The sequence below is a fragment of the Halorussus amylolyticus genome (assembly GCF_004143485.2).
In the GTDB taxonomy this organism is placed as follows: Archaea; Halobacteriota; Halobacteria; order Halobacteriales; family Haladaptataceae; genus Halorussus; species Halorussus amylolyticus.
On record NZ_ML974133.1, the window covers coordinates 210,160 to 234,989 of the forward strand.

The following is a 24,830-nucleotide window of genomic DNA, read 5'->3' on the forward strand; positions in this document are numbered from 1 at the left end:
CGAGTTACCCCCGTCTTGGTATTTGAATGTGTGGCCGTGGCGAGGAGTGACACCGACCACCGCGCAGGACGCGAAGCGTCCGCACCAGTATTCTGGACCACGAGCGAGACGGCGACGGCCTGCCGAGCGCCGCTCGGCAGGCCGTCGCCGTCAATCGAGTGGCTCTTTTTTGGTCGAGATTTTTTCGAGGAGGGTGGGCAAGCAGAGGCGACCGCGACGCGGTCGCCTCTGCGCACACCCGACGAAGAAAAAAGGTGGGTTCTAGTAGTGCCAGTCGAACTCCTCGAAATCCGGTTCTCGACCCTCCACGAAGGCGTCTCGGCCCTCCTTGGCCTCGTCGGTCATGTACGCCAGTCTCGTGGCTTCACCGGCGAACACCTGCTGGCCGACCATGCCGTCCGAGTCGAGGTTGAAGGCGTACTTGAGCATCCGGATCGCGGTCGGACTCTTTCTGTTTACCTCCTCGGCCCACTCCAGCGCGACCGTTTCGAGGTCCTCGTGGGGGACGACTTCGTTCACCATCCCCATCTCGGCGGCCTCCTCGGCGTCGTAGTCCTTCCCGAGGTAGAAGATTTCGCGGGCCTTCTTCTGGCCGACCTGCCGGGCGAGATACGCCGACCCGAACCCGCCGTCGAACGACGCCACGTCGGGGTCGGTCTGCTTGAAAATCGCGTGCTCCTCGCTCGCGATGGTCATGTCGCAGACGACGTGGAGGCTGTGGCCGCCGCCGACCGCCCATCCGGGCGCGACGCAGACGACGGGCTTGGGAATGTGGCGGATGAGGCGCTGGACTTCGAGGATGTGGAGTCGGCCGCCCTTCGCGGCGCGGTCGGTCTCGCCGTCGTCGCCCTCGTACTCGTAGCCCTCGTCACCCCGGACTCGCTGGTCGCCGCCCGAGCAGAACGCCCACCCGCCGTCTTTTGACGAGGGACCGTTGCCGGTCAGCAGGACGCATCCGACGTCCGTCTGGCGCTTGGCGTGGTCGAGCGCGTCGTAGAGTTCGTCCACGGTCTTCGGTCGGAAGGCGTTCCGGACCTCGGGCCGGTCGAACGCGATGCGGACCGTGCCCGAATCGACCGCTCGGTGGTAGGTGATGTCGTCGAAGTCGGGTCCCGCGGCCTCCCACGCCTCGGGGTCGAAAATCTCGGATACCATGTCTCGGCGTGGGGTCGGCGCGCGCAAAAAGATTGCTCGTTGGCTTCTGGGGGTTTGGTGATGCTTTCCGGGCAGAACCGCAGTGAAGTCGATTTTGAAAGCCCCCGCCCGGTCGCGGTCGTTGCGTGGGATATTCGGCGCTCTCAGCACCGCCCGCGCCGAATACTGGCCCACGCAAGCGACCACGGGCCTACGGCCCGCGACCGGGCGGCCCCTTTCATTCCCGCCCTTGGTATCTGTCTCACCGAGCGCCGTTTCGTGGATTGGTCCATCGGCCGACATCCGACGACGCTCGCGCAATTCCGCGAAACGAACTTACTTGGTTCGGCGTTCCGTCCGTGAACGCATGACTGACCAGGAGGCGAAACACCGCCAGCGCATCGCGAAGCGAGCGGCCGGTCTGGAGCGGTCGAAGATTCGCGTGATGTTCGAACTCGCCGACGAGGTCGAGGGCGACCTCGTCCACCTCGAAATCGGCGAACCCGACTTCGACACGCCCGAACACATCATCGACGCGGCCGAGGAGGCCGCTCGCGGCGGCCAGACTCACTACACCGCGAACGCGGGCATCCCGCCGCTTCGGGAGGCCGTCGCCGACACGCTCGCCCGCGAGGACGACGTGCAAGTGTCGCCCGAGCAGGTCACGGTCAAGAGCGGCGCGATGGAGGCGCTCGCGCTCGCGATGCTCGCGCTCGCGGACCCGGGCGACGAGGTCGTCATCCCGACGCCCGCGTGGCCGAACTACGTCAACCACGCCGAAGTCGCCGGTGCGACCCCGGTCGAGGTTCCGCTTCCGGCCGACGAGGGCTTCGACCTCGACGCCGAACTCGTCGCTGACCACATCACCGACGACACCGCGGCCGTGATTCTGACGACTCCCTCGAACCCCACGGGGCGCGTGTACGACGAGGACGCGGTCAGCGCGGTGGCCGACGCCGCCGCCGAACACGGTGCCTACGTCGTCGCCGACGAGGTGTACGGTCGGCTGACCTACGACGACGACTTCCGCGGGATGGCCTCGTACGTGGACCACCCCGAGCAGGTGCTGACCGTCGGCTCCTGTTCGAAGACCTACGCCATGACCGGGTGGCGACTCGGGTGGCTCGCGGGTCCCGAACCCGCTGTCGATGCGGTGACGAGCGTGGGCGAGACGATAACCGCGTGCCCGTCGAGCGTGAGCCAGCACGCCGCGCTCGCCGCGCTGACCGGGCCGCAGGACGCCGCCGACGAGATGAAAGCGGCGTTCGCCGAGCGTCGCGACTACGTTGTCGAGCGCGTGGCCGACATTCCGGGCATCTCGTGTCCGTACCCCGAGGGCGCGTTCTACGCCTTCCTCGACGTGAGCGACTTCGAGGGCGGGAGCTTCGACGTGGCGAAACGCCTCCTCCACGAGTACGGCGTCGTCTCCGCGCCCGGTGACGGCTTCGGCGAGGCGGGCGAGGGCTACATCCGACTCAGCTTCGCCAACAGCTTGGAGCGACTCGAACTCGGATTCGACCGTATCGAGGAGATGGCGCGCGACGAACTGTAACGGCCGCTCGATTTGGCCCGTGATGTCCGACGCTTGATTCAGTCGGCGGTGTCGCCCAGCGCGTCCATGCACTCGCCGACGAGAGCCGCCTCCGCTTCGAGAACGTCGGCGTCAAGCGCGACGACGGTCCCCTTGGCTTCCTCCCGAGGGAAGTGAAGCTCGATTGCGTCGTCGAAACACCGGACCGTGCAGTTCAGTTCGCCGTGGTCGTAGAGACTCTCCTGATGGGACTTCTCGATGGCCTCCAGCCGCAGGTCCTGCATCACGGCTGCGACGTCATCGTCGGAGTACTCGTCGGCCACGTCGTCCCGAACGTGGACCACGGTCTTGTCGTCCGAATCGTACTGGAGAACGCTCCGTAGATGGTCACCCGCCCGGTTTTCGAGGAAATCAGTGAGCCGCTCGGAGGGCTTCTCGGTCGTCAGCATGACCCGAAAGTCGTTTCGCCACAGCATTAATTCTATCGGCCATCAAAAGGATTTTAAATACGTCGGACGAGGCATTTAGAATCCAAACGGTCGAGACGCACGAAAACCGAAGAACGGAGCGGTCGCTACGAACCGAGTTCGTCGCCGACACGGCGTTCGAACTGCTCGCGAAACCGATGGCTCGACTCCGAATCCGTGACGACTTCGACCACCTGGGTCCCCTCGCTCTCGACCGACTCGCCGAACGCCGACCGGAAATCGGACAGGTCCGCGACGCGCTCGAAATCGAAGCCGTAGAGGTCGCCGGTCGGTTCGAAGTCGAGACCGTGAGGTGTGCGGAACTGGTCGGTGAACGGGGGTTCGAACTCCTCGATGGGGAGCATGTGGAAGATGCCGCCGCCGTCGTTGTTCACCACCACGATGGTCGCGTCCACGTCGCACCGCAAAATCGCGAGCAGGCCGTTCATGTCGTGGTAGTACGCCAGGTCGCCGGTCACGACGACCAGCGGGTCGTCGGTGGCGCTCCCCGAGCCGAGGCCCGTGCTGGTGATGCCGTCGATGCCGCTCGCGCCCCGGTTTCCGAGGACCGAGAGGTCGGCCTCGCGGGGGCGGCCGAACCGGTCCAAATCCCGGACCGGCATGCTGTTCGACACCATCACGGTCGCGGGGTCGGGGGCGTCCTCGGCGACCGCCGAGAGGACGCCGCCCTCGAACAGGCGGTCGTCGCGGGCGTCCGCGACGAGGTCCCAGTACCGGCGCTCGGCGTCGGCGAATCGGTCGCGCCACGCCACTCTTTCAGTTTCGCCTCCCGAATCGGGAGAACCGAGACCCGACGCGATTTGCCGAGCAAATCGCGTCGGGTCGGCGACGAGCAGGTCGGTCGCGGTGAACGTCGCCTCTCGCCACCCGCCCGCGGGGTCCACGAGGAACTGCCGGGCGTCCGAGGCTTCGAGGTACTGCCGGAGGACCTTCGAGGTCGGAGACGCACCGAACCGAATCACGACCTCGGGGTCGGGCCACGACTCGGCGACTGCGCCGAGGTAGCCGTCGTAGCCTCCGACGACGAGCGCGCTAGCGGTGCCAGCGCGCTCGTCGTCAGCGAACTGGAGCGTGGTGTGTCCGAACCGGTGGCCCGAGAGCGGGTCGGCGAGGACCGGAAAGCCGGTCGCTTTTGCGAGCAACGCGAGCGCGTCGCGGGAGGGCGTGGGCGCGTTCGCGGGACCGACGACGACGAGACCGCGTTCGGCCGCCGAAACCGCCTCTCGAACTCGGCGAATCTGCGATTCGCCGAGTTCCGAGCGGCCCTGGCCGGTTTTGACAAACGGCCCTTCTCGGCCCTCGGCGGCTAGCGGATTCTCGTCGGCGAATCCTTCGGGCACGTCGCCCGGCACCTCGGTCGGTTCGAGCGGTTTGCGAAACGGGACGTTGAGGTGGACCGGTCCGGGCGGAGTGCCGGTCGCCGACGCCACCGCCCGGGCCGCGGTCGTCCGGAGCGACCGGAGCTTTCGGGCGTCGGCTTCGGGTTCGGGGAGTTCGGCGTACCACCGAACCGAGTCGCCGTAGAGCTTCTGCTGGTCGATGGTCTGATTCGCGCCCGAATCCCGAAGTTCGTGGGGCCGGTCGGCGGTGAGGACGAGCATCGGAACGCGGGCCTGACTCGCCTCGATGACGGCGGGGTGGAAGTTCGCCGCGGCGGTTCCGGAGGTGCAGACCAGCGGCGTCGGCTTTCCGGTTCGCTTGGCCCGACCGAGCGCGAAGAACGCCGCCGAACGCTCGTCAAGGTGCGAGAACACCCGAACGTCGCTCTCGGCGAACGCGACCGTGAGCGGCGTCGAGCGACTTCCGGGCGCGATGCAGACCGCGTCGATTCCGGTGGCTTCGAGTTCGGCGACGAGGGTGCGCGCCCAGAGCGTGTTTCGGTTCGGGGCCGTCATCGCTGTAGCTCGTCCAGAATCGGTCGGTACTTGAGCTGGACCTCCTCGTACTCGGCGTCGGGGTCGCTGTCGGCGACGATGCCGTTGCCAGCGAACAGAGTCGCGCGGTCGCCCGCCGCGACACCCGACCGAATTCCGACCGCGAAGGTGCCGTCTCCCTCGGCGTCGAACCATCCGACCGGCGCGGCGTACCACCCGCGGTCGAAGCTCTCCACGTCCCGAATCGTCCGCAGGGCCTCGTCCAAGGGGAGGCCGCCGACTGCGGGGGTCGGGTGGAGCGCCTCCGCGACCGAGAGGACGTGACCGTCGTCGGGGAATTCGGCCTCGATGGGCGTCCAGAGGTGCTGGATGTTCGCTAGCTTCCGGACCTGTCGGTCGCCGACCCGGACCTCGCCCGAGAGGGGCGCGAGCTGGTCGCGGATAGTCTCGACCACGAGCTCGTGTTCGTGGCGCATCTTCTCGCTGTCCCGGAGGTCGGCTTCGAGTCGCTGGTCCTCCTCGTCGGTGTCACCGCGCGCGACCGACGCCGCGAGCGCGTCGGTCTCGACGGTCCGCCCGCGGAGCGTGGCGAGTCGCTCGGGAGTCGCGCCGAAGAAGCCCGCGTCGGCGGTCGGTTCGAACAGGAACCGGAAACAGTCGGGGTACGACTCGCCGAGGCGGTCGAGCAGGTCGGGAATCGACACCGGGGCGTCGAGGTCGGCCGCGAGCGCCTGTGCCAGCGTGACCTTCCGGAGGTCGCCGCGCTCGATTCGCTCGACCGCGCCGCGGACCTGTTCGGCCCACTCCTCGCGGGTGGTCGTCGGCTCGGTTCGCAGGACGCTCGGCACGCGACCCCGCGGCGCGTCGTCGGCCACGCTCCCGGCGACCCCGGCGAGGTCGGCTTCGACGCCCTCGGGGTCGGCGTCTCGGGCCGTGACCGTCAGCCACGTCTCGCCGTCGGCGCGGGTGAGCTGGCTTCGAGGAAGCACGAACTCGGCACCGGGGAAGCCCTGCCACGGGGGCGCGGCGTCGTGGTCGTCGTGGAACGAGAAGCCGCCGAACAGTCGGGGGCGGGCGACCGCCGGGCCGTCGTAGTCCAGCCCCGAAAAGAGGTCGGCAGCGCTCTCGCGGACGGTCTCGAAACGGTCCGAACCGGTCGCGGTGATGCGGGCCGCGCGACCCCCGCCCGCGAACTCCGGGCCGTAGGGGCTGGTCCAGTAGATTCGCGGGGCGTCGCGTCCGGCGAGAAACGACCGCGCGGCGCAGTCCGGTAGTTTGCAGGCTCGACTCACGAGGGTGGAGCCGGTCGGTTCGGCCGACACCTGTCCATCGCGGGGCGATGACTCCATTCAGTCGCACTCGGGGGCGGGAACCCTTCAGTCTAACTGTATCGCTCCTCGTTCCACGGATTCGCCGTGTTCGAGTAGCCGCGCTTCTCCCAGTAGCCGCGCTCGGGTTCGGTGAGGAACTCGACGCCGTCCACCCACTTCGCGCCCTTGTAGGCGTACTTGTGGGGTGTCACCACCCGCAGGGGGCCGCCGTGTTCGCGCGGAAGCGAGTCGCCGTCGAACTCGTAGGCGAACAGCACCTCCTCGCGCATGCACGCGTCGAGCGGGAGGTTCGTGGTGTAGCCGTCGAGCGCGGAGAACATGACGTGAACCACGTCGTCTTCGACTCCGGCCATCTCGGCGAGGTCGAGGAAGGTAACGCCCGTAAATTCGCAGTCGAACTTGCTCCACCCGGTCACGCAGTGGAAGTCCTGCGTCTGAGTCTCCGCGGGGAGGTCGAGGAAGTCGTCCCACGAGAACGCGAGGTCGTCTTCGACCGCGCCCGAAACCGTGAACTCCCACGTCTCGGGGTCCCAGTCGGGCGTGTCGCCCTTCGAGAGGACCGGAAACTTGGTGGTCTCTCGCTGGCCCGGCGGGAGTCGGTCGCCGTCGAACTCCTCGTGGAGGTCGGTTACGTCCGTGGCGGTCATGTGGTCGAATCGGTCGGCGAGTAAAGTAGGTGTGTCGAATCCGGCTCGATTCGGGCGTTTCGGGCGACGGGAGCCGATTCTAACGTCGCCTTTCCGTGGAGGTAACGCGCGTTACCGCGGGGGATTCGCAGGTATCGGACGGTACTTGGGAGCATCGACTGAATAACAAAGGCGTGGCTGGCCCAAGATAGCCCGCATGGCGATGAAACAACAGCAACAAACCGGTAGCGAGGCGGCCATGGAGGCGGCCGAGGAGACGAGCACCGACATCGCGGTCATCGCGTCCGCGGCGTCGGTCGCGCTGTCGTGGTATCAGTTCTTCGTTCGGGGCGACCGAGAGATGGGACTGTTCGTCGGGCTGTGGCCGCCCACGATACTCGCGTTCGCGAGCTACTACAACCAACGGCGAATCGAGGAAGCGGTCAAATCCGTCGGTCCGAGCCGAATCAGAGAGTCGATAGAAGGGATGCTCAGTAGCCGATAATCGGCTCAAAACCGCTTTTTAGTCCATTTTTCGCGGGGTAATCGTGCGTTTATCGTCGTCACGCGGGAACTACAATTGTCGAATAGCCAGTCGTCGTTTTTATTGTAGGAAGCTATTTTTCCGAAGACTGCAGAGATGTTTTCACATTGGCGTACACTCCCCGTCAGACTTAAGAACACCCCTCTCGAAGCCACCAATGTTCCAATGCCGAAGGTAGAGATAACTATCCCGGAGCATCTCGAAATGCAGATCGCCCAGATGGTCGAACAGGGCGAGTTCGTCAATCGCGAAGAAGCAATCGAGGACCTCCTCTCGACCGGTCTGAAAGCCTACAAAACGAGCGGCCCGATGGACGACGACGACCGCGAACCCGGATTCGAAGACGAGGGAATGATGGGCCACGAGGACGAATACGTCTTCTAATCGCCCCGTTTTTCCCGTGTGAACCGTTCTCAGAAACCCTTAAACCGAATACTTCCCTACCCACGTTCATGCACAAAGACGAACTTCTCGAACTCCACGAGGAGATGGTCCTCATCATGGAGTACTTTCAGGACCGCGAGAGCGTAACCGACGGCCTGTTCGACCCCTACGAACAGCTCGACGTGGACCCTTCGCACGTCCACAAATCCAAGAGCGAGCACAAGCACGCCGTGTTCGTCCTCGGCAACGCGCTCGCCACCGCGATGAGCGACGACGAGTTCAGCGAGGCGGGCCGCATCGGCAAGCGGATGCAGGAACTCGCCGACGACGCGGAATCTAAAATCTGAGACCACTTTTTGCTGCACTCAGGACCGGCGAGCCGCAGGCTCGCCGGTCCTTCGCTGGCAAAAACTTGGGGAAAAAACACGGCGTCACCTCCTCGATTGCAAAGGAGGCGGCGAAGCCGCCTCCTTTGCGCTCTCGAAGGTTCCTTGGTCCGCTCGCTCACGTTCGCTCCCTCGCGGTGGATTTTCGTGTGCCAGCGTGGAACGATTCACCGGCCGAGACGGGAGATTGTTTCGGTAGGCGCGCCTTTCCTCTGCGGTGAGTACGAGTGATTGTACCGCGACGAGCAGAGCGAGGAGCGGACCAAGGAACCTTCGAGGGAAGCGAGTGCGGCGGCGAAGCCGCCGCACTCTGCGACCGAGGAGGTGACGCCGGTTTTTGATCAACCTTTTGCCAGCGCCGCCGCACCTTCGGTGCGGCAAGCGCAGCAAAAGGTTGGGCCGCAAGTTATTTAGAAGGGCTTTGGCTTCACCGTAATATGGAAACGCGCACGGTCGAGCAGGTCGAAGGCTGGAAGTCCCGTCCGTTCACGGGCGGGTACGCTGGCCTGCGCGAACTCTCAGACGGGGAGTTCTCGGGGGCAGTTCGAGCGGGTGGGGCGTGGCTGTTCATGTTGAATGGGCGGGCAATCGGCATCCACGAGGGGAGTCTCGGCGACTTCGAGGACGCCGAGGGAACCGCCTACGCCGCGCCGCATCCGTCGCTCCCGCTCCTGTTCAGCATGCAGGAAACGGGTGGGGAAACGCGAGCAAAGTACTACACGAACGACACGCCGCTCTCGGAGGCGGACTCGACGCTCTCGAACGGCGGATTCACGGGCTACGTCGAACTCAGCGAGAACGTCCTGAGCGGGGACTACTACGTCGCCTACTACGGCGGGCGCTCGATGAGCGTGGCGTTCGTCGGCGCGAGCGAGCAGGTCCTCTCGGGCGACGAGGCTTTCGAGCGCGCGGCCGACGAGGTCGGCATCTACGAGGTCCGGGACGTCGATTTGGAAGTCATCGACCTTCCGGAACCCGAGGAGCCGGACCCCGAGCCTGCAGCCGGGAAATCCGACGACTCGACGCCCGACCCCGAATCGGAGCCATCCGAGCAGCAATCGGGCGGCGCGTCTGCAGGCCCGGCCGATTCCCAGGCCGAACCGACCGCCCGAACATCGGCCGAACCGACCGCCGACCCGCGGGCCGAACCGACCGCCGACCCGCGGGCCGAACCGACCGCCGATGCGACTGCGCGCGACGGTGCAGACCCGACCGACGACAGTCCGATGTCGAGCGTCACCGGAGCGAAAGCCGACGCCGAACCGCGGGCCGTCGAGGACTCCGAAACGGAGCCGAGCGACCAGTCGGAGGCCACCGACCCGACGAGCGCCGAATCGAGTTCGCCCGCGGCCGAACCGACGGCCCGGGTGGACGCAGGGCGAAAGGCGGCCGCAGAAGTCGCGGTCGAATCGCCGTCCGAATCGTCGCGTGAGGCGACCGACCCTGCGGGCGTCACCGACCCGGACGCCGTGCCGGAGTCCGAAAGCGAGCAGACGACCGACGACGAGGGGATGTTCACCGAGGAGGCCGAGTGGCGCGAAGCCACGACTATCCCGTCGCTCGACCCCGACCGGACCGACAGCGACGACGACGCCGCGGGCGTGGCGCGTCGGCGCGAACAGCGCAGTTCGCAGTCAGCGGCCGCGGACGAGACGCCGACGAGCGAGTCACCCGTGAAACGCAGGTCGCAGACGGGTGCGAGCGGTCGGTCCGAGTCGAGTGGTCGGTCTTCCGCGCGAGGCCGAAACGGCGGAACGGCCGACCGGACCGCGAGCGGCGGTGCGTCGAGTAGCGAAGTCGCCGAGGCGAACGCGCGCGTCGAGGAACTCGAATCACAGCTTCGAGAGCGCGAACAGCAGGTCGAGAAGTTGGAGAGCCACCTGTCGAAAGTCCAGTCCCAGCGCAACGAACTCAAACGCGAGCGCGACGCGCTCCGACAGGAGGTAGAGCGACTCGAAGCCGAGCTCGAATCCGCGGATTCGGATGCTGTGGGCGGGGCGACCAGGCGACTCGACCGGTCGCAGGCGTTCGACGAGACGAACCTCTTCGTCCGATACCGCTCGAAGGGCGAGGCCACCCTCGACGACGCGGCTCGCGGGGAGGTCGAAGCCGACGACGTGAACGACAATCTCCGGCTCGAACACCACACGCAGTTCGAGGCCGACGACGTGGCGGTCGATGGCACGCCGTTCGAGGAGTTCCTCTCGGAGTCGTTCGAGTACCGATTCAGTTCGTGGGTGGTCCGCGAGCTGCTGTACGAAATTCGAGACACCGGGCATCGCGGACGGCTTCGAGGCCTCTACGAGGCGATTCCGAGAATCGACCGCGTGGACCTCCACGGCTCGGTGAGTGCGGGGACCGACGCCGAGGACACCCGTCAGGCGTCGTTCGACGTCATCATGCGCGACAAAATGGGTAATCCGCTGGTGGTCGCCGACCTCAACGAGTCGCGCGACCCGACGACCGGTGAGATGATGGGCGCGCTCGTGGACTCGGCGTCGGACGTCTCGCAGGCCTACGACGACCTCGTGGGCGCGTTTCAGGTCACGGAGAGTTTCTTCGCGCCGGAGGCGCTCGAAACCACCGAGAACGCGACCAGCGGAGGGCTGTTGAGCCGTGAGAAGCGAGCGAGTTTCGTCAAACTCTCGCGGAAACGCGGGTTCCACCTCTGTCTGGTAGAATCACGCAGCGGCGGCTTCCATCTGAACGTTCCGGAGCTTTAGCTTTCGGCTTCGGCCGTCTCGCTGATTTTCATCTCGTCGAGTTTCGCGGATATCTCGTCGATTTTGCCGTCGAGTTCGCCGACGAACTCGTCGGTTCGCTCGGTCGTAATCGCACCTTGGCTCGACGGCTCGATGAGGTTCTCCTCTTCGAGGACCCGGAGCGAGTACCGAACCTTGTGGTGGGGGTAGCCCGTCTCGTTCGACATCTTCACGATGCCGATGGGTTCGCTTTCGATGACCATCCTCAGAACCTGAAGATGTCGTTCCAACATATCGACCTCTTTCTCAAGTCGGTCTATCATGGCATGTGTTAACTTGTCTTAGAGGCTTTTAAAAGTTGTTGTCGGCCGGCGGCGTTTTCGACTTCAAACCGAGTATTTTGGATGCGAGTAGTTAACAGTTCTGGTCGGTCGTTGAGATATCCGACACGTTTCGCCTCGGCGATTCGGGGAACGACGTACCATATATTTATTTTATTCCCCATCCACGAACGAAACGAGATGGCCGACCGCCCCGGGAGACAGACGGACGCGGCGCGGAGTCGTCGCCGCAGAGGCTGGGACGGCGACAGCCTCGGCTCGATGGTCGAGAAGGACCGCGTAGGTGTGTTCCTCGACGACGTCGCGTACGTGTTCGCGGACGTGTCGATTTCGAGCATCCCGATTCTGTACGTCGTGCTGACGAACGCCTCGAACGAGTGGTACGGCGTCAAGGCGTCCGCGGCAGTCGCGTGGGCCGCTCTCGTCGTCGTCGGGACCCTGATTCGGGGCGGGTGGATTCGCCCGCTCGCGACCGACGCTCCCGGTTGGGTGTCGCTGGCTCCGTGGTTGCTCGCGTTTCGACTCGTCTACTTCAACGCGGCGTTGGCGCTCGCGGCCTACGGCGGCGGCGCGGTCAACGCGGCGTGGTCGTCGGGCGTATCGGTCGGCTTCGCGGCCGCCGTCGGGGCGCTCTCTGCCGGCGCGTTTCCGCGACTCGCCGAGGCGTTCTATCGGGGCGTCTCGAACTGACCGTTCGCTTCGGAACTGACCGTTCGCTTCGGAACTGACCGCGTGAGCGCGCTGGCACGCCAGCGCGCTCACGCCCGCGGAACTCTCTCGCTCTCGTGCGCTCTTCCTTGCTCGCGCGCTACTCCCGGTGGTCGTAGACCCGTTTGACCTTCCCGACCTCGGTGCGCTCGATTTCGCCGGGTTCGACCACCCGGAGTTCGTCGGGCGTGACCGCGAGGACTTCCTTCAGACGGCCGTGAATGCGCTCGCGGAGTCGCTCGGGCGAGTCGTCGAACTCCTCGTGATACTCGACCGTGATTCGCATCCTATCGAGGTTCTCCTCGCGAGTGAGGTCGATTCGGTAGTGAGGCGCGACCGCGTCGAGGTCGAGCATCACTTCCTCGATTTGGCTCGGATAGACGTTGACCCCGCGGACGATGAGCAGGTCGTCGGCCCGGCCGGTCACGTTGTCCATCCGGACCGCGGTCCGCCCGCATTCGCACGTCTCGTAGGTCAGCGAAGTCATGTCGCCGGTTCGGTATCGGAGGACCGGGAGCGCGTCCTTCGTGAGCGTCGTGAGAACGAGTTCGCCCTCCTCGCCCTCCGGCAGTGGCTCGCCGGTCTGGGGGTCCACGACCTCGGGGTAGAAGTGGTCCTCCCAGACGTGTAGGCCGTCTTGGGCTTCCTCGCACTCGATGGAGACGCCGGGGCCGATAATCTCCGAGAGGCCGTACACGTCCACCGCGGTCACGTCGAGCGCGGCCTCTATCTCCTCGCGCATCGGGTCGGTGAACGGCTCCGCGCCGATGACGACCGTCGAGAGCGGGAGGTCGGTGGGGTCGAGACCGCGCTCCTCGACCGCCTCCGCGAGGTAGAGGCAGTAGGAGGGCGTGCAAGCCAGCACGTCGCTCTCCAAATCTCTGAGCATCTCGATTTGCTTGGCGGTGTCGCCCCCGCCGGTGGGAATCACGCACGCGCCGAGTTCCTCCACGCCGTCGTGGAAACCGAGACCCCCCGTGAACAGGCCGTAGCCGTAGGCGTTCTGAACCGTCTCGCCCGAACGCACGCCCGCGGCGTCGAGCGACCGGGCCATCACCTCGCGCCAGACGCCCAAGTCGTCGGCGGTGTACGCCACGACTTTCGGCTTGCCCGTGGTCCCCGACGAGGCGTGAATCCGGCGCACCTCGCTGTGGTCCACCGCGAACAGGCCGTCGGGGTACTCCGCGCGAAAGTCCTCCTTCGTCGTGAACGGAAGCTTCGAGATGTCCTCGACGCCAGCCACGTCGTCGGGCGAGACGCCCGCGGCGTCGAGCGCCTTGCGATAGAACTCAACGTTCTCGCAGGCGTACGCGACCGTCTCGGCGAGGCGGTCGCTCTGGAGTTCTTCGAGTTCGCCGCGCGGGACCGTCTCGACATCGGTGTAAGGCATATGGCAATCGTTCGCAAGAGAACGCCTAAACTGTTTTGTCGCTTGCAGGTCGTCTCGTTGCTGGTCCGGAGGACCACGTTCCGAGTTCGTGCTCGCGAGTCCGGGCGGGTCGAATCCTCGTCACCGAGCGCCGCCGATGCCGAGAATTTAAATCCCGAGCCTTCGCGGTTCGACGTATCATGAACACCATCGACGAGGTTCACGTCGCGCCGCTCGGCTACGAGGACGAGCGAATCCTCGGTCCCGTCGAGAAGTACGACGCCGACGTGCTCTACCTGCTCGAACACGACGACCGGACCGACGAACCGGAGTATCACGACGACCTCCGCGCGGAACTGGCCGACCTCGACGTGACGGTTCGCACCGTCGCGGTGGACCTGATGGACATCTACGACGTGCTCGGCGTGGTGACGACGCTCGTGGCCGACCACCCCGACGACATCGTTCGGGTCAACGTCTCCAGCGGGTCGAAGCTCTCGGCGGTCGGCGCGACCCTCGCGTGCATGTGTACCGACGCGACCGCGTACTACGTCCACCCCGAGGGGTATCCGTACGCCGACCGGGGCGAGCGCCAGAGCTACGGCTACGCCGACGACGAGGTGTTGCCCTCGTATCCGATAGAGTCACCGACGACCGACCAGGTCGCAGTCATGCAGTTTCTCGCCGACACGAACACTGCGGCGTACACCGCGAAAAAGAAGGACATCATCGAGTACGCCGACGAGGTCGGACTCTCGTTTCTCGCGGACAATCAGCCAGCCAACGACAAGGCGAAGTTCGCGCTCTTGAACGCGAACGTCGTCGAACCCCTGCTCGAAGACGACTACATCGAAGTCGAGGACGTGGGTCGCCGGAAGCATATCACGCTCACCGAAACCGGGGAAGATGCGCTTCGGGCGTTCCGGCACAAGGTCCGAGACGTCTGATTCTGTCTGCTGTACGTACGTGAAGATTACCGTATCGGATTAGGCGTTCCATCGTCTCTCCCCTCGTCTTCTACGCACCGCTATTCGGAGAAGTACAGCCGACAGTATGAGACGCTCCGGAGTGGAACGCAGAGTCGCGCAGTCGGTCGTGGAGTTCACCGTGGTATGGGCCATCCAGATAGTATGAATAGTATCTATACTATCGAGTATCAAGATAGTATGGGTAGTATCGTGATAGTACTGAATGCGGACAGGGGGCTACGAATATGTGGAGGTTGGCTTCCGACCTCCCCCGACCGGGGCGCGGGCACCCCCAGCCCGGTCGCCGCCGCCCTGCGGCCCGCGCACATCGCCCCTCCAACGACGGCGACTGCTGGCGTCTGCGACCCGGTCGAGTGCCTCTGACACGGCTCGGCCCTCCACCCCGATTTCGCCAGTCCCCGCTGGCGCTTTCGCTGCCTTCCGTACGTTCGCGTTTCTCTGCCCCGCTTTTCGCACGGCTCGGGAGTCGCAAAAACGAAGAAAACCGAAACCGTTCGGATTACTCCTCGGACGCTTCGGCTTCGTCCTGAAGCTCTTCGAGAATCTCGTCTTCGTCCACGTCGGCGTCGTCGATTGCGGCTTCGAGGTCGCCAGCGCCGCCCATCATGCCGCCCAGCGGACCCATGCCGCCGCCCTCGATGGTCTCCTGGATGATGACGCGGTCGAGGTCGAGAGTGTCCATCACGTTCTGTGCAATCTGCTGTTTCTGGAACATCCACTGCTGATTCATCGCGAGCTGGGGCGTGCTCTCGATGTACAGCGTGTCCTTCTCGACCGTCTCGACTTCGGTCTCGGGTTCGGCGTCTTCGTCGTCGTCATCAGGCTCGACGACGGTCTCCTCTTCGACTTCGTCGGTCTGAATCCACATGTCGAGCTCGGCGTCGAGGTACATCGCGATGAGGCCTTGGGCCTGCTCGACGCGGTCTTCGACTTCCTCGACGATTTCGTACTCGTACTCCATGTCCTCGCCCGCGAGCGGGTGATTGAAGTCCACGCGAGCGCGACCGCCGATGATGGTCTCGACGTGGCCGTGCTGGCCGTCCACGTTGACGTGCGCGCCGGGGTAGCGTTCGTCTTCGGGAATCTTGTTGGCGCTCACGGTCTTGACCTCGTCGGGGTCCTCCTCGCCGAACGCCTCCGCGGCGGGGATGGTTGTGCTACCGGAGTGGCCGACCTCCTTGCCGACGATGTCGTCTTCGACGCTCTCGAAGATGTGGCCCGAGCCGAGGACGATGGTTCGGGGCTCGAACTCGCGGCCTTCCTCCTCGTCGAGTCCCTCCTCTTCGGCGACCTCGGGGTCGGTCGTGTCGACGACGGTCCCGTCTTCGGCGGTGCGCGCGGTGTAGTTGACGCGGACGAAGTCCCCCTCTTGAAGCCCGTCGGTGGCCTCCTCTTGGGTCTCATCGGCCTCCGCGTCGGCTTGCTCGTTTTGTGTGTCGTCGGCTGCTTCAGCCTCTTGTTCTTCACTCATACCCGAAACGTCGCTCGTTCGCCCCTTAAGAATCACGTTTCACGTTTCCAAGTGCTACCCCTTGAAAAATCGGCCTAATCTACCCGTTTCGGCGACTTCGGGCGTCGGAACGCGCGTTTCGCGATTCCGACGAACGCGACCGCCCGTTTGGCCGTTTGACGAGCGTTTATGTCGTGACCACTCGGAGCGTTCGAAAAGATGGAGTCGAGCCACCAATCCGTCGCGTCCCGCAGGCGACGCGCGCTCGTCGTCGTCGCCGCGGCCGAACTGTTAGCCATGTCGCTGTGGTTCAGCGCCACCGCCGCCGCGCCCGAGTTGGCGGCCGAGTGGGGACTGACCGCGACCGAGACCGCGTGGCTCACTATCGCGGTCCAGTTGGGCTTCGTCGCGGGCGCGTTCCTCTCGTCGGCGCTCACGCTCTCGGACGTGATTCGACCGCGGTACCTGTTCGCCGCGAGCGCGGCGGCTGGCGCGGGGTTCACCGCGCTCATCGCGGGGTTCGTGAACGCCGCGACCCCCGCCATCGCGCTCCGATTCCTGACCGGGATGGCGCTCGCCGGGGTGTACCCGCCGGGAATGAAGATTCTCGCAGGGTGGTTCGAAGAAGGGAGGGGGTTCGCAATCGGCGTGCTGGTCGGGTCGCTGACCGTCGGGTCGGCGCTTCCCCACCTCCTCCGGGGACTCGGCGGGGTCGGCCAACCCCGAGTCGTGCTGTACGGCGCGGCCGCGCTCGCCGCTGTCGGTGGTCTCCTCGTACTGTTTGTCGAACCCGGTCCCCACCAAGCGCCCGCCGCGCCGTTCGACCCGAGCGCAATCGGACGCATCCTCCGGGACCGCGGGACTATGCTGGCGAACGGCGGCTACTTCGGCCACATGTGGGAGTTGTACGCCGTCTGGACGTGGATTCCGGCGTACCTCGCGGCGAGTCTCGCGGCGGGCGGCATCGAAGCCTCGTCCGAACTCGCGTCGATGCTCACGTTCGGCACGATAGCAATCGGCGGTCTCGGCGCGGTGGCCGCTGGAATCGCGGCCGACCGCGCGGGCCGCACCGCGATTACGAGCGCGAGCATGGTCGTGAGCGGAGTCGCGTGCATCGCGGCCGGATTCGCGTTCGGGTCGTCGCTGGTCGTGGTCGTCCCGTTCGTGCTGATTTGGGGGTTCGCCATCGTCGCCGACTCGGCGCAGTTCTCCGCGGCGGTCTCGGAGTTGGCCGAGGAGTCGTACGTCGGCACCGCGCTCACGCTCCAGACGGCCATCGGCTTCCTGCTGACGACGATTTCGATTCAGCTGATTCCGTTCGTCGCCGAGATGGTCGGCTGGCAGTGGGCGTTCACCGCGCTCACAATCGGTCCTGCGCTGGGCACGCTCGCCATGCTCAGACTCCGCGGACTCCCGGAAGCGGGCCGTCTCGCAGGCGGACGCGGGTGAACTTCTGGGAGCGCGAGATGGACGTTCTTTCGAAGCGATTAAAAACCGTGGACGGGAAAGGAGAGTATGAGCCAATCGCAACAGCGACAGGCGCGACGGTGCGTCTCCTGTGGCATCAACATCTCCGGCACGAACGCGGCGTCGTTCAAGTGCCCCGAGTGCGGCCAGCAGATTTACCGCTGCGCGAAGTGCCGCAAGCAGAGCAACCTCTACGAGTGTCCTGACTGCGGATTCATGGGGCCCTAACCATGGGGAAGGTCGCCGCCAAAATCAAGGTCATGCCGCAGAGCCCCGAAATCGACCTCGACGAGCTTCAGGACCGACTCGAAGAGTCGCTCCCCGAGGGCGCGAAAATCAACGGCTTCGAACGCGACGACGTCGCGTTCGGACTCGTCGCCCTACTCCCGACTGTCATCGTCCCCGACGATGCGGGCGGAACGGAAGCGGTCGAGGAGAAGTTCTCGAACGTCGAGGGCGTCGAGAGCGTCGAAGTCGGCAACGTCGGCCGGATATAAGCGGACGCGGTTTTTGCAGTTCGGTTTTCGGGTCGTAGTTTGCGGCTTTTTTCGACGTCAGAGCCGTGGGGTTCTCGATTTTGGAGAGTCCAACCGAGAGATGGTCAGTTAGCTATTTCTGAGAACGTAAGCTGACGATTTCTGAGAACGTAAGCTGACGATTTCTGAGAACGTAAGCTGACGATTTCTGAGAACGTAAGCTAGCCATTTCCGGTGCATATGAGACCACACAGCACCGCGACCGCAGGCCACACGCCTCCCCAGCCGATTCGCTCGTTCGCGCCTCCGGCGCGTCACTTACTCATCCCTCGCGCGCTTTGGGCGCGACCCACAACCGCCGGGTCGCGCCAGCGCGCGCCGTGACCCTTGGAGAGTTTTAGCTCTTGGAGGGTTTGCCTCTACATCCCTGCGCCGGTCGGCGCGTCGGGCAGGTCGAACTTCTCGACATCCATCTCGAGTTCTTCGAGCGCCTGCTCGATGTGGCGTTCCTCGGCGAAGTCCGCGCCGTCTTCTTCGCGAATGCGCTGGGCGGTCGCCAGCACCTCGCCCCGGCGGTCGTCCGGAATCGCCCACTTGTCCGTCGAGAGTTCGATGACGAGTCCGTTGTGGTCTTGCGTGTAGAGCGAGTGGAAGATGCCGCGGTCGAACTCGTTGTAGCCGCGCCACTCCTCGTCGAGCGCCTCGCGAATCTCCACGAACTCCTCGGGGTCGATGCTGAACGAGATGTGGTGAACCCCACCGACGCCCGCGCGCTGGGGACCGCGGTTCGACCGCCTGTCGTCGCTCACGAAGAACGTGATGATGCGGCCGTCGCCCGTGTCGAAAAACAGGTGGGTCGAACTCGGGTCGTCGAGATTCGGCTGGCGGAGGACCAGCGGCATCCCGAGGATGTCGCGGTAGAACTCGATGGTGTCCTCGGTGTTGGACCCGATGAGCGTGATGTGGTCGGTGCCCGTGGTGTGAATCGGACTGTCGGGGAGTTCGGACGTGACCTCGAAATCGTCGGCCGGTCGTCGCTGATTGGACATACGAGGTGGTAGACGGCCCGAGGCAATAGGCTTCAGGTAACGCCCGCGTCACCGGGGCCACTGAGTATCACGGGGTAGCCTTGGCCTGCGGTCGCGGTGCGGTTTCATTGGTACCGTGATAGCTAGCCTCGTCGGCTCGGCAGTAGCAATCCGAAAAAGGCATCCGAAAGTATCCTATCGAAGCGCCGTCTCGAACGCCTGCTCGAAGTCCGCCTTCAGGTCCTCGACGTTCTCGATGCCCACGCTCGCCCGAATCAGACCGTCGTCGAGTCCCGCCGCCTCGCGCTCCTCGCGCGGAATCGCGGCGTGGGTCATCGTCGCGGGCTGTTCGATGAGGCTCTCGACGCCGCCGAGGCTCTCGGCAAGCGTGAACACTTCGGTCGCCGAGACGGCGTCGGCGGTTTCTTCCAAGGACGCATCCAGTTCGAAGCTGACCATGCCGCCGAAGTCGTCCATCTGCTCGGCCGCGAGGTCGTGGCTCGGGTGGGATTCGAGTCCGGGGAAGTAGACGCGCTCGACCGCTTCGTGGTCGTCGAGCCACTGTGCGAGTTGGCGGGCGTTGTCACAGTGGCGGTCCATCCGGACGGGAAGCGTCTTGGTTCCCCGCAACACGAGGAAGCACTCGTGGGGGCCGGGGGTCGCGCCGACGCTGTTCTGGTAGAAGCCGAACTCCTCGTCCAGTTCCTCGTCGTTCGTGACGAGCGCGCCGCCGATTACGTCCGAGTGGCCGCCCATGTACTTCGTCAGGGAGTGGCACACCGCGTCCGCGCCGAGTTCGAGCGGGCGCTGGAGGTACGGCGTGGCGAAGGTGTTGTCCACGACCGAGAGCGCGTCGTACTCGTCTGCGATGTCGGCGGTCGCGGCGATGTCCACGATATTGAGCAGGGGGTTGGTCGGCGTCTCGACCCACACGAGTTCGGTGTTCTCGCGCATCGCCGCCTCGGTTTCATCGAGGTCGGTCATGTCCACGAAGTCGAATTCGAGGTCGTACTTCTCGTAGACCTGCGTGAAGATGCGGTGGGTGCCGCCGTACACGTCCTCGCTCGCGACGACGTGGTCGCCGGATTCGAGCACGTTCAGCACGGTGTTTATCGCGCCCATTCCGCTCGAAAAGGCGCGGCCGTACTCGCCGCTTTCGAGGCTGGCGACGTTGGCCTCCAAGTCGGTTCGCGTGGGGTTGCCCGTTCGGGAGTACTCGTAGCCCCGGTGGTCGCCGGGACCGTCCTGAACGTAGGTGGAGTTGGCGTGAATCGGCGTCATCAGCGCGCCGGTCTCCTCGTCGGGGGACTGTCCGGCGTGAATCGAGCGCGTCTCGAATCGGAACTCGTCGTCGGTGTCGTCCATGCTCGTGGACACGGACGCCCCGAAGGTGACTCTTGCCCTTCCGGCGCGTTTCGGCCGTCAGCCACGATTGTCCGAAATCGACCGGACCCAGTAACCGACCGCCCCGACCACCCGTCGTCACTCCGAGGCGGTCAGCGACGCGGACGAGTCGTCGCTCTCGCGTTTCCAGTACCACGCGCCGACGTTGACGGCGACCCCGAGAATGAACAGCCCCCACGTCGCCCACCACGACTGGTACCAGAGTACGTCCATGTAAACGATAGGTCCCTTCACCAGGGGCCAGAGCGGTTCGATTCGCGTCGAAACGTCGGGTGCCGACAGCATATCGGCGAAGAGATGCGCGACCCCCGTAACCCACACGGCGATGACGCCCAGCGCGTAGGCGTTCTTGACACCGCGGGTCGAGAACCACTCGGTCCTGTCGTCCAGTTCGGCGAAGACCCACCCGAGGAGCGGCCCGACGACTACCGCCGTGGCGGTGACGGCGACTACCGTGTGAAAAATCCCGTGGTGATGGATGCCCGCGAACCACTGCGAGAGGTAGAGGTCCACGTCCGGTAGCATTCCGAACCAGAAGCTCGCGGCGACGAACGCGCCCGCAGTCTGCCGTTCGTCGATGAAGTACCACGCGGGCGCGAGCCAGACGAGCGCCATACCGAGGTGGCCCAGTACGTCGACCATGTACGGTTTACCGGAGCCACGCAGAAGGGACTGATGGCGATTCGGTCCGCGACGATTCCGAGAAGCGAGGAACGCGGCATTTATAACGCCGACCGGACAACACTGTCGTACGACTATGCCGAGTTCGAACGGACCCAAACACAGCACTCGCGACAAGCTCTCGAACAACCCCCGCGAGAGCGGTACTTCGCCGCCCCAGCGCGCCGTCCAGCAGTTCGAGGAGGGCCAGAAGGTCCACCTCAAAATCGACCCGAGCGTCGAGAAAGGACGGTTCCACCCGCGGTACAACGGCCAGACGGGCGAAGTCACGGGCAAGCAGGGCGCGGCCTACAAAATCTCCATCAGCGACCGCGGCAAGGAGAAGACCCTCATCGCCACGCCCGCACATCTGAAGGCCCAACAGTAGCATGACCATCTTCAAGGAGAAGCTCGACGAGGAGTATCTGACCACTTCGGAGGCCAAAGAGCTGCTCGCGGGTATCGAGGACGAGCGCGCGCTCGATGAGGACCGCGAGATGCGCTACGAACTGGCCCGCGCCATCGAGCACGTCAACCGGTTCGCCGTCCTCGAAGCCGAGGAGTCGCGCGAACTCGTCGAAGAACTGCTCGAACTGGAGAAGGTGGACGAGCCGACGGCGTACAAAATCGCCGACATCCTCCCCCAGGACCGCGACGAACTCCGTGCGGTGTACGCCCAAGAGCGCTACACCCTCGGCGGCGACGAACTCGACGACATCCTCAACGTCGTCGCGAAGTACGCCTGAGAGCCACCCATTCTTTAAGTATTTTGTCGGCGTATCCAATGACAATGAGCGAACACAACGACGACGGGGAGCGGGTGCCAGCCGTGGTGCTGGACTACCTCCCGAACGGCCGCCCGGACGACGACCGGCCGCAGTATCAGAAACAGCCGATTGCGTACGCAATCGGCGTCGAGGAGTTCCGACTGTTCGAGGTCACGCTCGAAGAGGACGTGAGCCTCACCATCACCGACCGGTTCGACGCCGACCGTTCGAGCGACCTCGTCTCGCGCGTGCGCGAACTCGACTACGAGGACCTTTCGAGCGCGGCCCAACCCGAACTCGAACACGCCATCCGGGCCATCGTGGAGGCCGACGAGCGCCGATTCGTCGATTTCTACAACGACGCCCAGCCGATTACGCTCCGACTCCACCAGCTCAATCTGCTACCGGGCATCGGGAAGAAGCTCCGGAACAACATCTTGGAGGAGCGAAAGCGCGGCCCGTTCGAGAGTTTCGAGGAGTTAGAGGAGCGCGTGTCGGGACTCCACAATCCGAAGGAAGTGCTGGTCGAGCGGATTCTGGAGGAGCTTCGGGAGGACGACCTGAAGTACCGGACGTTCGTCCGGCGCGAAGCGCAGTAATCGGTCTGTTTTGGGGTTTTGTGAAGGATTGCATCTTCCGAGAAGTCCGTACTTCGGGTATCGGAGATTCTATTCTTCGGGTATCGGAGCGTCCTGCTCGCACGTCACCTCTGAAGACCGCACCGCAACCGCGACGGCCACACGCCTCCCCAACCGATTGCGGTCCTCACGCCTCACTTCGTTCGGCGTTGCGGTCCTCATCCCTCGCGCGCTTTGGGCGCGAGATGGACTCGCGCCAGCGCGCGCCGTTCAGTTGGTCAGACTGGCGGCACAGCGTCGAAAAACGTCAATCGCTGACTCGGTGGCTTTACCAATTTCCGGTCACTACGGAGTCCCAATGACCGACGCTCGCGCTCCCCCGGACGCCGAACCGCGGGACCCCGACGCCCTCCTCCGCCGTGCCGGAGTCCGCGGCAACCCCGACCGCGACCAGCACTTTCTGGTAGACGACCGCGTTCTCGACCGATTGCCCGACTACGCTTCCGACTTTGACCTGTCTCACGTCCTCGAAATCGGCCCCGGAACGGGCGCGCTGACCGACCGTCTGCTCGCCGTGGCGGACGAAGTGACCGCGGTCGAGCGCGACCCGAAGCTCGCGGCGTTCCTGCGCCGGGAGTTCGCCGACGAAATCGCGGCCGGTCGGCTAACCGTCGTGGAGGGCGACGCGCTCGAAGTCGAACTCCCCGACTTTTCGGCTTCGATTTCGAATCTCCCGTACGGCGTCTCCAGCGAAATCGCGTTCCGCTTGCTTCCCCGGAAGAAGCCGCTCGTGTTGATGTTCCAGAAGGAGTTCGCCGAGCGCATGGCCGCCGATTCGGACACCGACGACTACGGCCGCCTGTCGGTGAGCGCCCAACACTACGCCGACGTGGAAGTGGTCGAGCCGGTCCCGAAAGAGGCGTTCTCGCCGCCGCCCGCGGTCGAGAGCGCAATCGTCCGGACCGTCCCCCGCGACCCCGACTACGAGGTCGGAGACGAGGCGTTCTTCCTCGGATTCGTGAAGGCGGTGTTCACTCAGCGCCGGAAGACCATCCGGAACGCGATTCGGAACACCGCCCACATCTCGGGACTGGACGACGCCGACGCCGTAGTGGACGCCATCGAAGCGGGCGAGACCGACCTCGACCCGGACGTGCTGAGACGCCGCGCGGGCAAACTCCCGCCCGAGACGTTCGCGGCGCTGGCGCGCGCGGCCGACGAACACGGCCGAGGTGAAACTACGTGAGCGAACTCCTGACGGGCCTGCTGGCGTTGCTCGACCAGCTACAAGGGTACGACACGACCGAAGTGAAACTCGCAGTAAGTGCGGTCGTCCTCGTCGGCGTCGTGGCCGCCGTCGCGTCGATGCGCTATCTCCGTCCGAAGGTCCGCCAGCGATTCCACACTCACGTCGGCGACGTGGTGTTGACCGCTTCCGTCGGCGTCGTTCTGTTCGGAGCGGGTGTCGCCCTGCTCGCGCTTTGGGGTCTGCTCGGCGAAGCCGCCGCCCTCGCGAATCGGGCGAGCGACACCGCAGGACAGGGCATCCTCGTCTTGCTCTCGCTCGCAGTGCTGGCGAGCGCGTACGTCGCGACCGGCTTCGTCAACCGGGCCGTGGACCGATTTACCGAGACCCAGGAGACCATCACCGAACACCAGAGCGAAATCGTCTTTCGGGTGCTCCAACTCACGGTGTACGTCACCGCCGGAGCCATCATCCTCGGCCTGTGGAACGTTGACCTCAGCGGCCTGTTGGTCGGGGCGGGATTCCTCGGTATCATCGTGGGCATGGCCGCGCGCCAGACGCTCGGCTCGCTGCTCGCGGGGTTCGTGCTGATGTTCTCCCGACCGTTCGAAATCGGCGACTGGGTCGAGGTGAACGACGAGGAGGGCATCGTGACCGACATCTCCATCGTCAACACTCGCATCCAGACGTTCAACGGCGAGTACGTGATGATACCCAACGACATCGTGAGCGGCGAGAAAATCATCAACAAGAGTCGGAAGGGTCGGCTCCGCATCGAGGTCGAAGTCGGCGTCGATTACGCGGTCGACGTAGAGCGGGCCGCCGACCTCGCGGAGGACGCGATGAAGGACTTGGACGAGGTGCTGACGGTACCGACCCCGCAGGTCGTCTTGCAGGGATTTGGTGACTCGGCGGTCGTCCTCCTGCTACGGTTCTGGATAGACAAGCCGAGTTCCCGCCGCCAGTGGCGCGCTCGCACCGCGGTCGTGAAAGCGGTCAAGACCGCGTTCGACGGCGAGGGCATCAAGATTCCGTTCCCCCAGCGTGAACTCACGGGACGTGAGGAGTCGGGCGGCCTGCGCTTGGCGAGCGAGTCCACCGAAACCCGAATCGAGGCCACGACAGACGGTGGGGCCGATGACGGGGTGGACGGCGAGTGACCGACCTCGCCGACCGCCGAGACGTCGAGACCGAGGTGTACCAGCCAGCCGAGGACTCGCGCCTGCTGGCTGACGCCGCGATAGCCGACCTCCGCGGGAGCCAATCCGCCGCCGAGCGGTCGCGCGGGCGACGCCCCCGCGACCCCCCCCACGCCCGCGGCGGCGGGACCGGGTCGGGCTACGTCGC

General features: G+C 65.1%; 26 protein-coding genes and 1 pseudogene. 16 read left to right on the forward strand and 11 right to left on the reverse strand.

Translation table 11 applies throughout. The features are described from left to right. Positions 1-261: 261 nt before the first annotated feature. Positions 262-1,155, reverse strand: coding sequence for a 1,4-dihydroxy-2-naphthoyl-CoA synthase (locus tag EKH81_RS10060; RefSeq protein WP_132058409.1), 894 nt, complete (start codon positions 1,153-1,155; stop codon positions 262-264). 346 nt (positions 1,156-1,501) lie between these two features. Here EKH81_RS10060 and EKH81_RS10065 point away from each other — a divergent pair, with 346 nt between their 5' ends. Then, entirely contained in the window at positions 1,502-2,686 is a 1,185-nt protein-coding gene (locus EKH81_RS10065) for a pyridoxal phosphate-dependent aminotransferase (RefSeq protein WP_132058410.1), read from the forward strand. A 38-nt stretch (positions 2,687-2,724) separates the two neighbouring features. Here the strand turns inward: EKH81_RS10065 and EKH81_RS10070 are convergent, their stop codons facing one another. The 4 genes from EKH81_RS10070 to EKH81_RS10085 all read right to left on the reverse strand — a co-directional run bounded on the left by EKH81_RS10070 (position 2,725) and on the right by EKH81_RS10085 (position 7,005). Next, the gene (locus tag EKH81_RS10070) at positions 2,725-3,141 is read right to left on the reverse strand and encodes a DUF7522 family protein (protein WP_132058411.1); all 417 of its coding nucleotides are present in this window, start codon (positions 3,139-3,141) and stop codon (positions 2,725-2,727) included. A 98-nt stretch (positions 3,142-3,239) separates the two neighbouring features. Next, positions 3,240-5,048, reverse strand: coding sequence for a 2-succinyl-5-enolpyruvyl-6-hydroxy-3-cyclohexene-1-carboxylic-acid synthase (gene menD, locus EKH81_RS10075; protein WP_132058412.1), 1,809 nt, complete (start codon positions 5,046-5,048; stop codon positions 3,240-3,242). Further along, on the reverse strand, positions 5,045-6,376 hold the full coding sequence (locus tag EKH81_RS10080; RefSeq protein ID WP_132058413.1) for an isochorismate synthase: 1,332 nt from the start codon (positions 6,374-6,376) through the stop codon (positions 5,045-5,047). The genes menD and EKH81_RS10080 overlap by 4 nt, the downstream gene beginning before the upstream one ends. Before the next feature lie 32 nt (positions 6,377-6,408). After that, positions 6,409-7,005 carry a sulfite oxidase-like oxidoreductase gene (locus tag EKH81_RS10085; RefSeq protein WP_132058414.1) on the reverse strand — a complete coding sequence of 199 codons (597 nt, stop codon included), beginning with the start codon at positions 7,003-7,005 and terminating at the stop codon, positions 6,409-6,411. Between the two features lie 238 nt (positions 7,006-7,243). On the opposite strand from EKH81_RS10085, the gene EKH81_RS10090 reads away from it, so the two are divergent. The 4 genes from EKH81_RS10090 (at position 7,244) to EKH81_RS10105 (ending at position 11,021) form a co-directional block, all read left to right on the forward strand. After that, positions 7,244-7,489 (forward strand): hypothetical protein, encoded by a 246-nt coding sequence (locus EKH81_RS10090; protein ID WP_132058556.1) that lies wholly within the window; start codon positions 7,244-7,246, stop codon positions 7,487-7,489. Between the two features lie 204 nt (positions 7,490-7,693). Next, positions 7,694-7,912, forward strand: a complete 219-nt coding sequence (locus tag EKH81_RS10095) for a ribbon-helix-helix domain-containing protein (RefSeq protein WP_132058415.1) — start codon at positions 7,694-7,696, stop codon at positions 7,910-7,912. Between the two features lie 68 nt (positions 7,913-7,980). Further along, entirely contained in the window at positions 7,981-8,259 is a 279-nt protein-coding gene (locus tag EKH81_RS10100; RefSeq protein WP_132058416.1) for a UPF0058 family protein, read from the forward strand. Between the two features lie 476 nt (positions 8,260-8,735). Further along, positions 8,736-11,021 (forward strand): DUF7527 domain-containing protein, encoded by a 2,286-nt coding sequence (locus EKH81_RS10105; RefSeq protein ID WP_132058417.1) that lies wholly within the window; start codon positions 8,736-8,738, stop codon positions 11,019-11,021. Here the strand turns inward: EKH81_RS10105 and EKH81_RS10110 are convergent. Then, the gene (locus EKH81_RS10110; RefSeq protein ID WP_132058418.1) at positions 11,018-11,323 is read right to left on the reverse strand and encodes a hypothetical protein; all 306 of its coding nucleotides are present in this window, start codon (positions 11,321-11,323) and stop codon (positions 11,018-11,020) included. The genes EKH81_RS10105 and EKH81_RS10110 overlap by 4 nt on opposite strands. 198 nt (positions 11,324-11,521) lie before the next feature. On the opposite strand from EKH81_RS10110, the gene EKH81_RS10115 reads away from it, so the two are divergent. Continuing rightward, entirely contained in the window at positions 11,522-12,031 is a 510-nt protein-coding gene (locus EKH81_RS10115; protein WP_132058419.1) for a DUF8215 family protein, read from the forward strand. Positions 12,032-12,149: 118 nt separating this feature from the next. Here the strand turns inward: EKH81_RS10115 and paaK are convergent, their stop codons facing one another. Beyond that, positions 12,150-13,439 carry a phenylacetate--CoA ligase PaaK gene (paaK, locus tag EKH81_RS10120; protein ID WP_132058420.1) on the reverse strand — a complete coding sequence of 430 codons (1,290 nt, stop codon included), beginning with the start codon at positions 13,437-13,439 and terminating at the stop codon, positions 12,150-12,152. 179 nt (positions 13,440-13,618) lie between these two features. Here paaK and EKH81_RS10125 point away from each other — a divergent pair, with 179 nt between their 5' ends. Beyond that, on the forward strand, positions 13,619-14,365 hold the full coding sequence (locus EKH81_RS10125; protein WP_132058421.1) for an HFX_2341 family transcriptional regulator domain-containing protein: 747 nt from the start codon (positions 13,619-13,621) through the stop codon (positions 14,363-14,365). 541 nt (positions 14,366-14,906) lie between these two features. Here EKH81_RS10125 and EKH81_RS10130 read toward each other — a convergent pair. Further along, positions 14,907-15,878 (reverse strand): FKBP-type peptidyl-prolyl cis-trans isomerase, encoded by a 972-nt coding sequence (locus EKH81_RS10130; RefSeq protein ID WP_132058422.1) that lies wholly within the window; start codon positions 15,876-15,878, stop codon positions 14,907-14,909. Positions 15,879-16,076: 198 nt separating this feature from the next. On the opposite strand from EKH81_RS10130, the gene EKH81_RS10135 reads away from it, so the two are divergent. The 3 genes from EKH81_RS10135 to EKH81_RS10145 all read left to right on the forward strand — a co-directional run bounded on the left by EKH81_RS10135 (position 16,077) and on the right by EKH81_RS10145 (position 17,821). Next, the gene (locus tag EKH81_RS10135; RefSeq protein ID WP_132058423.1) at positions 16,077-17,306 is read left to right on the forward strand and encodes an MFS transporter; all 1,230 of its coding nucleotides are present in this window, start codon (positions 16,077-16,079) and stop codon (positions 17,304-17,306) included. A gap of 66 nt (positions 17,307-17,372) precedes the next feature. Continuing rightward, positions 17,373-17,552, forward strand: coding sequence for an HVO_2753 family zinc finger protein (locus tag EKH81_RS10140; RefSeq protein ID WP_132058424.1), 180 nt, complete (start codon positions 17,373-17,375; stop codon positions 17,550-17,552). A 2-nt stretch (positions 17,553-17,554) separates the two neighbouring features. Then, the gene (locus tag EKH81_RS10145) at positions 17,555-17,821 is read left to right on the forward strand and encodes an elongation factor 1-beta (RefSeq protein ID WP_132058425.1); all 267 of its coding nucleotides are present in this window, start codon (positions 17,555-17,557) and stop codon (positions 17,819-17,821) included. Between the two features lie 398 nt (positions 17,822-18,219). Here the strand turns inward: EKH81_RS10145 and EKH81_RS10150 are convergent, their stop codons facing one another. The 3 genes from EKH81_RS10150 to EKH81_RS10160 all read right to left on the reverse strand — a co-directional run bounded on the left by EKH81_RS10150 (position 18,220) and on the right by EKH81_RS10160 (position 20,874). After that, the gene (locus tag EKH81_RS10150; protein WP_132058426.1) at positions 18,220-18,849 is read right to left on the reverse strand and encodes a VOC family protein; all 630 of its coding nucleotides are present in this window, start codon (positions 18,847-18,849) and stop codon (positions 18,220-18,222) included. Between the two features lie 174 nt (positions 18,850-19,023). Beyond that, positions 19,024-20,193: a cystathionine gamma-synthase gene (locus tag EKH81_RS10155; protein WP_132058427.1), complete on the reverse strand. Its 1,170-nt coding sequence runs from the start codon at positions 20,191-20,193 to the stop codon at positions 19,024-19,026. 117 nt (positions 20,194-20,310) lie between these two features. Next, the gene (locus EKH81_RS10160) at positions 20,311-20,874 is read right to left on the reverse strand and encodes a metal-dependent hydrolase (protein ID WP_132058428.1); all 564 of its coding nucleotides are present in this window, start codon (positions 20,872-20,874) and stop codon (positions 20,311-20,313) included. A 115-nt stretch (positions 20,875-20,989) separates the two neighbouring features. Between EKH81_RS10160 and EKH81_RS10165 the strand changes: the two genes are divergently transcribed. The 6 genes and pseudogenes from EKH81_RS10165 to EKH81_RS19565 form a co-directional block, all read left to right on the forward strand. Continuing rightward, positions 20,990-21,280 carry a 50S ribosomal protein L21e gene (locus EKH81_RS10165; RefSeq protein ID WP_132058429.1) on the forward strand — a complete coding sequence of 97 codons (291 nt, stop codon included), beginning with the start codon at positions 20,990-20,992 and terminating at the stop codon, positions 21,278-21,280. Between the two features lies 1 nt (position 21,281). After that, positions 21,282-21,638, forward strand: a complete 357-nt coding sequence (locus tag EKH81_RS10170; RefSeq protein ID WP_132058430.1) for an RNA polymerase Rpb4 family protein — start codon at positions 21,282-21,284, stop codon at positions 21,636-21,638. A gap of 44 nt (positions 21,639-21,682) precedes the next feature. Continuing rightward, positions 21,683-22,258 carry a DUF655 domain-containing protein gene (locus tag EKH81_RS10175; protein WP_132058431.1) on the forward strand — a complete coding sequence of 192 codons (576 nt, stop codon included), beginning with the start codon at positions 21,683-21,685 and terminating at the stop codon, positions 22,256-22,258. Between the two features lie 337 nt (positions 22,259-22,595). After that, positions 22,596-23,483 (forward strand): 16S ribosomal RNA methyltransferase A, encoded by an 888-nt coding sequence (locus EKH81_RS10180; RefSeq protein WP_132058432.1) that lies wholly within the window; start codon positions 22,596-22,598, stop codon positions 23,481-23,483. Beyond that, positions 23,480-24,643, forward strand: a complete 1,164-nt coding sequence (locus EKH81_RS10185; RefSeq protein ID WP_238392162.1) for a mechanosensitive ion channel family protein — start codon at positions 23,480-23,482, stop codon at positions 24,641-24,643. Before EKH81_RS10180 ends, EKH81_RS10185 begins: the two co-directional genes overlap by 4 nt. Beyond that, positions 24,640-24,830, forward strand: a pseudogene (locus EKH81_RS19565) (HemK2/MTQ2 family protein methyltransferase); the annotation flags it as partial. The gene EKH81_RS10185 and the pseudogene EKH81_RS19565, both read left to right, overlap by 4 nt.

Bases quoted from the DNA above. Each gene is read 5' to 3' on its own strand.
- EKH81_RS10060 (WP_132058409.1), bottom strand. From the start codon at position 1,155: ATGGTATCCGAGATTTTCGACCCCGAGGCGTGGGAGGCCGCGGGACCC.
- EKH81_RS10065 (WP_132058410.1), top strand. From the start codon at position 1,502: ATGACTGACCAGGAGGCGAAACACCGCCAGCGCATCGCGAAGCGAGCG.
- EKH81_RS10070 (WP_132058411.1), bottom strand. From the start codon at position 3,141: ATGCTGTGGCGAAACGACTTTCGGGTCATGCTGACGACCGAGAAGCCC.
- menD (WP_132058412.1), bottom strand. From the start codon at position 5,048: ATGACGGCCCCGAACCGAAACACGCTCTGGGCGCGCACCCTCGTCGCC.
- EKH81_RS10080 (WP_132058413.1), bottom strand. From the start codon at position 6,376: ATGGAGTCATCGCCCCGCGATGGACAGGTGTCGGCCGAACCGACCGGC.
- EKH81_RS10085 (WP_132058414.1), bottom strand. From the start codon at position 7,005: ATGACCGCCACGGACGTAACCGACCTCCACGAGGAGTTCGACGGCGAC.
- EKH81_RS10090 (WP_132058556.1), top strand. From the start codon at position 7,244: ATGGAGGCGGCCGAGGAGACGAGCACCGACATCGCGGTCATCGCGTCC.
- EKH81_RS10095 (WP_132058415.1), top strand. From the start codon at position 7,694: ATGCCGAAGGTAGAGATAACTATCCCGGAGCATCTCGAAATGCAGATC.
- EKH81_RS10100 (WP_132058416.1), top strand. From the start codon at position 7,981: ATGCACAAAGACGAACTTCTCGAACTCCACGAGGAGATGGTCCTCATC.
- EKH81_RS10105 (WP_132058417.1), top strand. From the start codon at position 8,736: ATGGAAACGCGCACGGTCGAGCAGGTCGAAGGCTGGAAGTCCCGTCCG.
- EKH81_RS10110 (WP_132058418.1), bottom strand. From the start codon at position 11,323: ATGATAGACCGACTTGAGAAAGAGGTCGATATGTTGGAACGACATCTT.
- EKH81_RS10115 (WP_132058419.1), top strand. From the start codon at position 11,522: ATGGCCGACCGCCCCGGGAGACAGACGGACGCGGCGCGGAGTCGTCGC.
- paaK (WP_132058420.1), bottom strand. From the start codon at position 13,439: ATGCCTTACACCGATGTCGAGACGGTCCCGCGCGGCGAACTCGAAGAA.
- EKH81_RS10125 (WP_132058421.1), top strand. From the start codon at position 13,619: ATGAACACCATCGACGAGGTTCACGTCGCGCCGCTCGGCTACGAGGAC.
- EKH81_RS10130 (WP_132058422.1), bottom strand. From the start codon at position 15,878: ATGAGTGAAGAACAAGAGGCTGAAGCAGCCGACGACACACAAAACGAG.
- EKH81_RS10135 (WP_132058423.1), top strand. From the start codon at position 16,077: ATGGAGTCGAGCCACCAATCCGTCGCGTCCCGCAGGCGACGCGCGCTC.
- EKH81_RS10140 (WP_132058424.1), top strand. From the start codon at position 17,373: ATGAGCCAATCGCAACAGCGACAGGCGCGACGGTGCGTCTCCTGTGGC.
- EKH81_RS10145 (WP_132058425.1), top strand. From the start codon at position 17,555: ATGGGGAAGGTCGCCGCCAAAATCAAGGTCATGCCGCAGAGCCCCGAA.
- EKH81_RS10150 (WP_132058426.1), bottom strand. From the start codon at position 18,849: ATGTCCAATCAGCGACGACCGGCCGACGATTTCGAGGTCACGTCCGAA.
- EKH81_RS10155 (WP_132058427.1), bottom strand. From the start codon at position 20,193: ATGGACGACACCGACGACGAGTTCCGATTCGAGACGCGCTCGATTCAC.
- EKH81_RS10160 (WP_132058428.1), bottom strand. From the start codon at position 20,874: ATGGTCGACGTACTGGGCCACCTCGGTATGGCGCTCGTCTGGCTCGCG.
- EKH81_RS10165 (WP_132058429.1), top strand. From the start codon at position 20,990: ATGCCGAGTTCGAACGGACCCAAACACAGCACTCGCGACAAGCTCTCG.
- EKH81_RS10170 (WP_132058430.1), top strand. From the start codon at position 21,282: ATGACCATCTTCAAGGAGAAGCTCGACGAGGAGTATCTGACCACTTCG.
- EKH81_RS10175 (WP_132058431.1), top strand. From the start codon at position 21,683: ATGAGCGAACACAACGACGACGGGGAGCGGGTGCCAGCCGTGGTGCTG.
- EKH81_RS10180 (WP_132058432.1), top strand. From the start codon at position 22,596: ATGACCGACGCTCGCGCTCCCCCGGACGCCGAACCGCGGGACCCCGAC.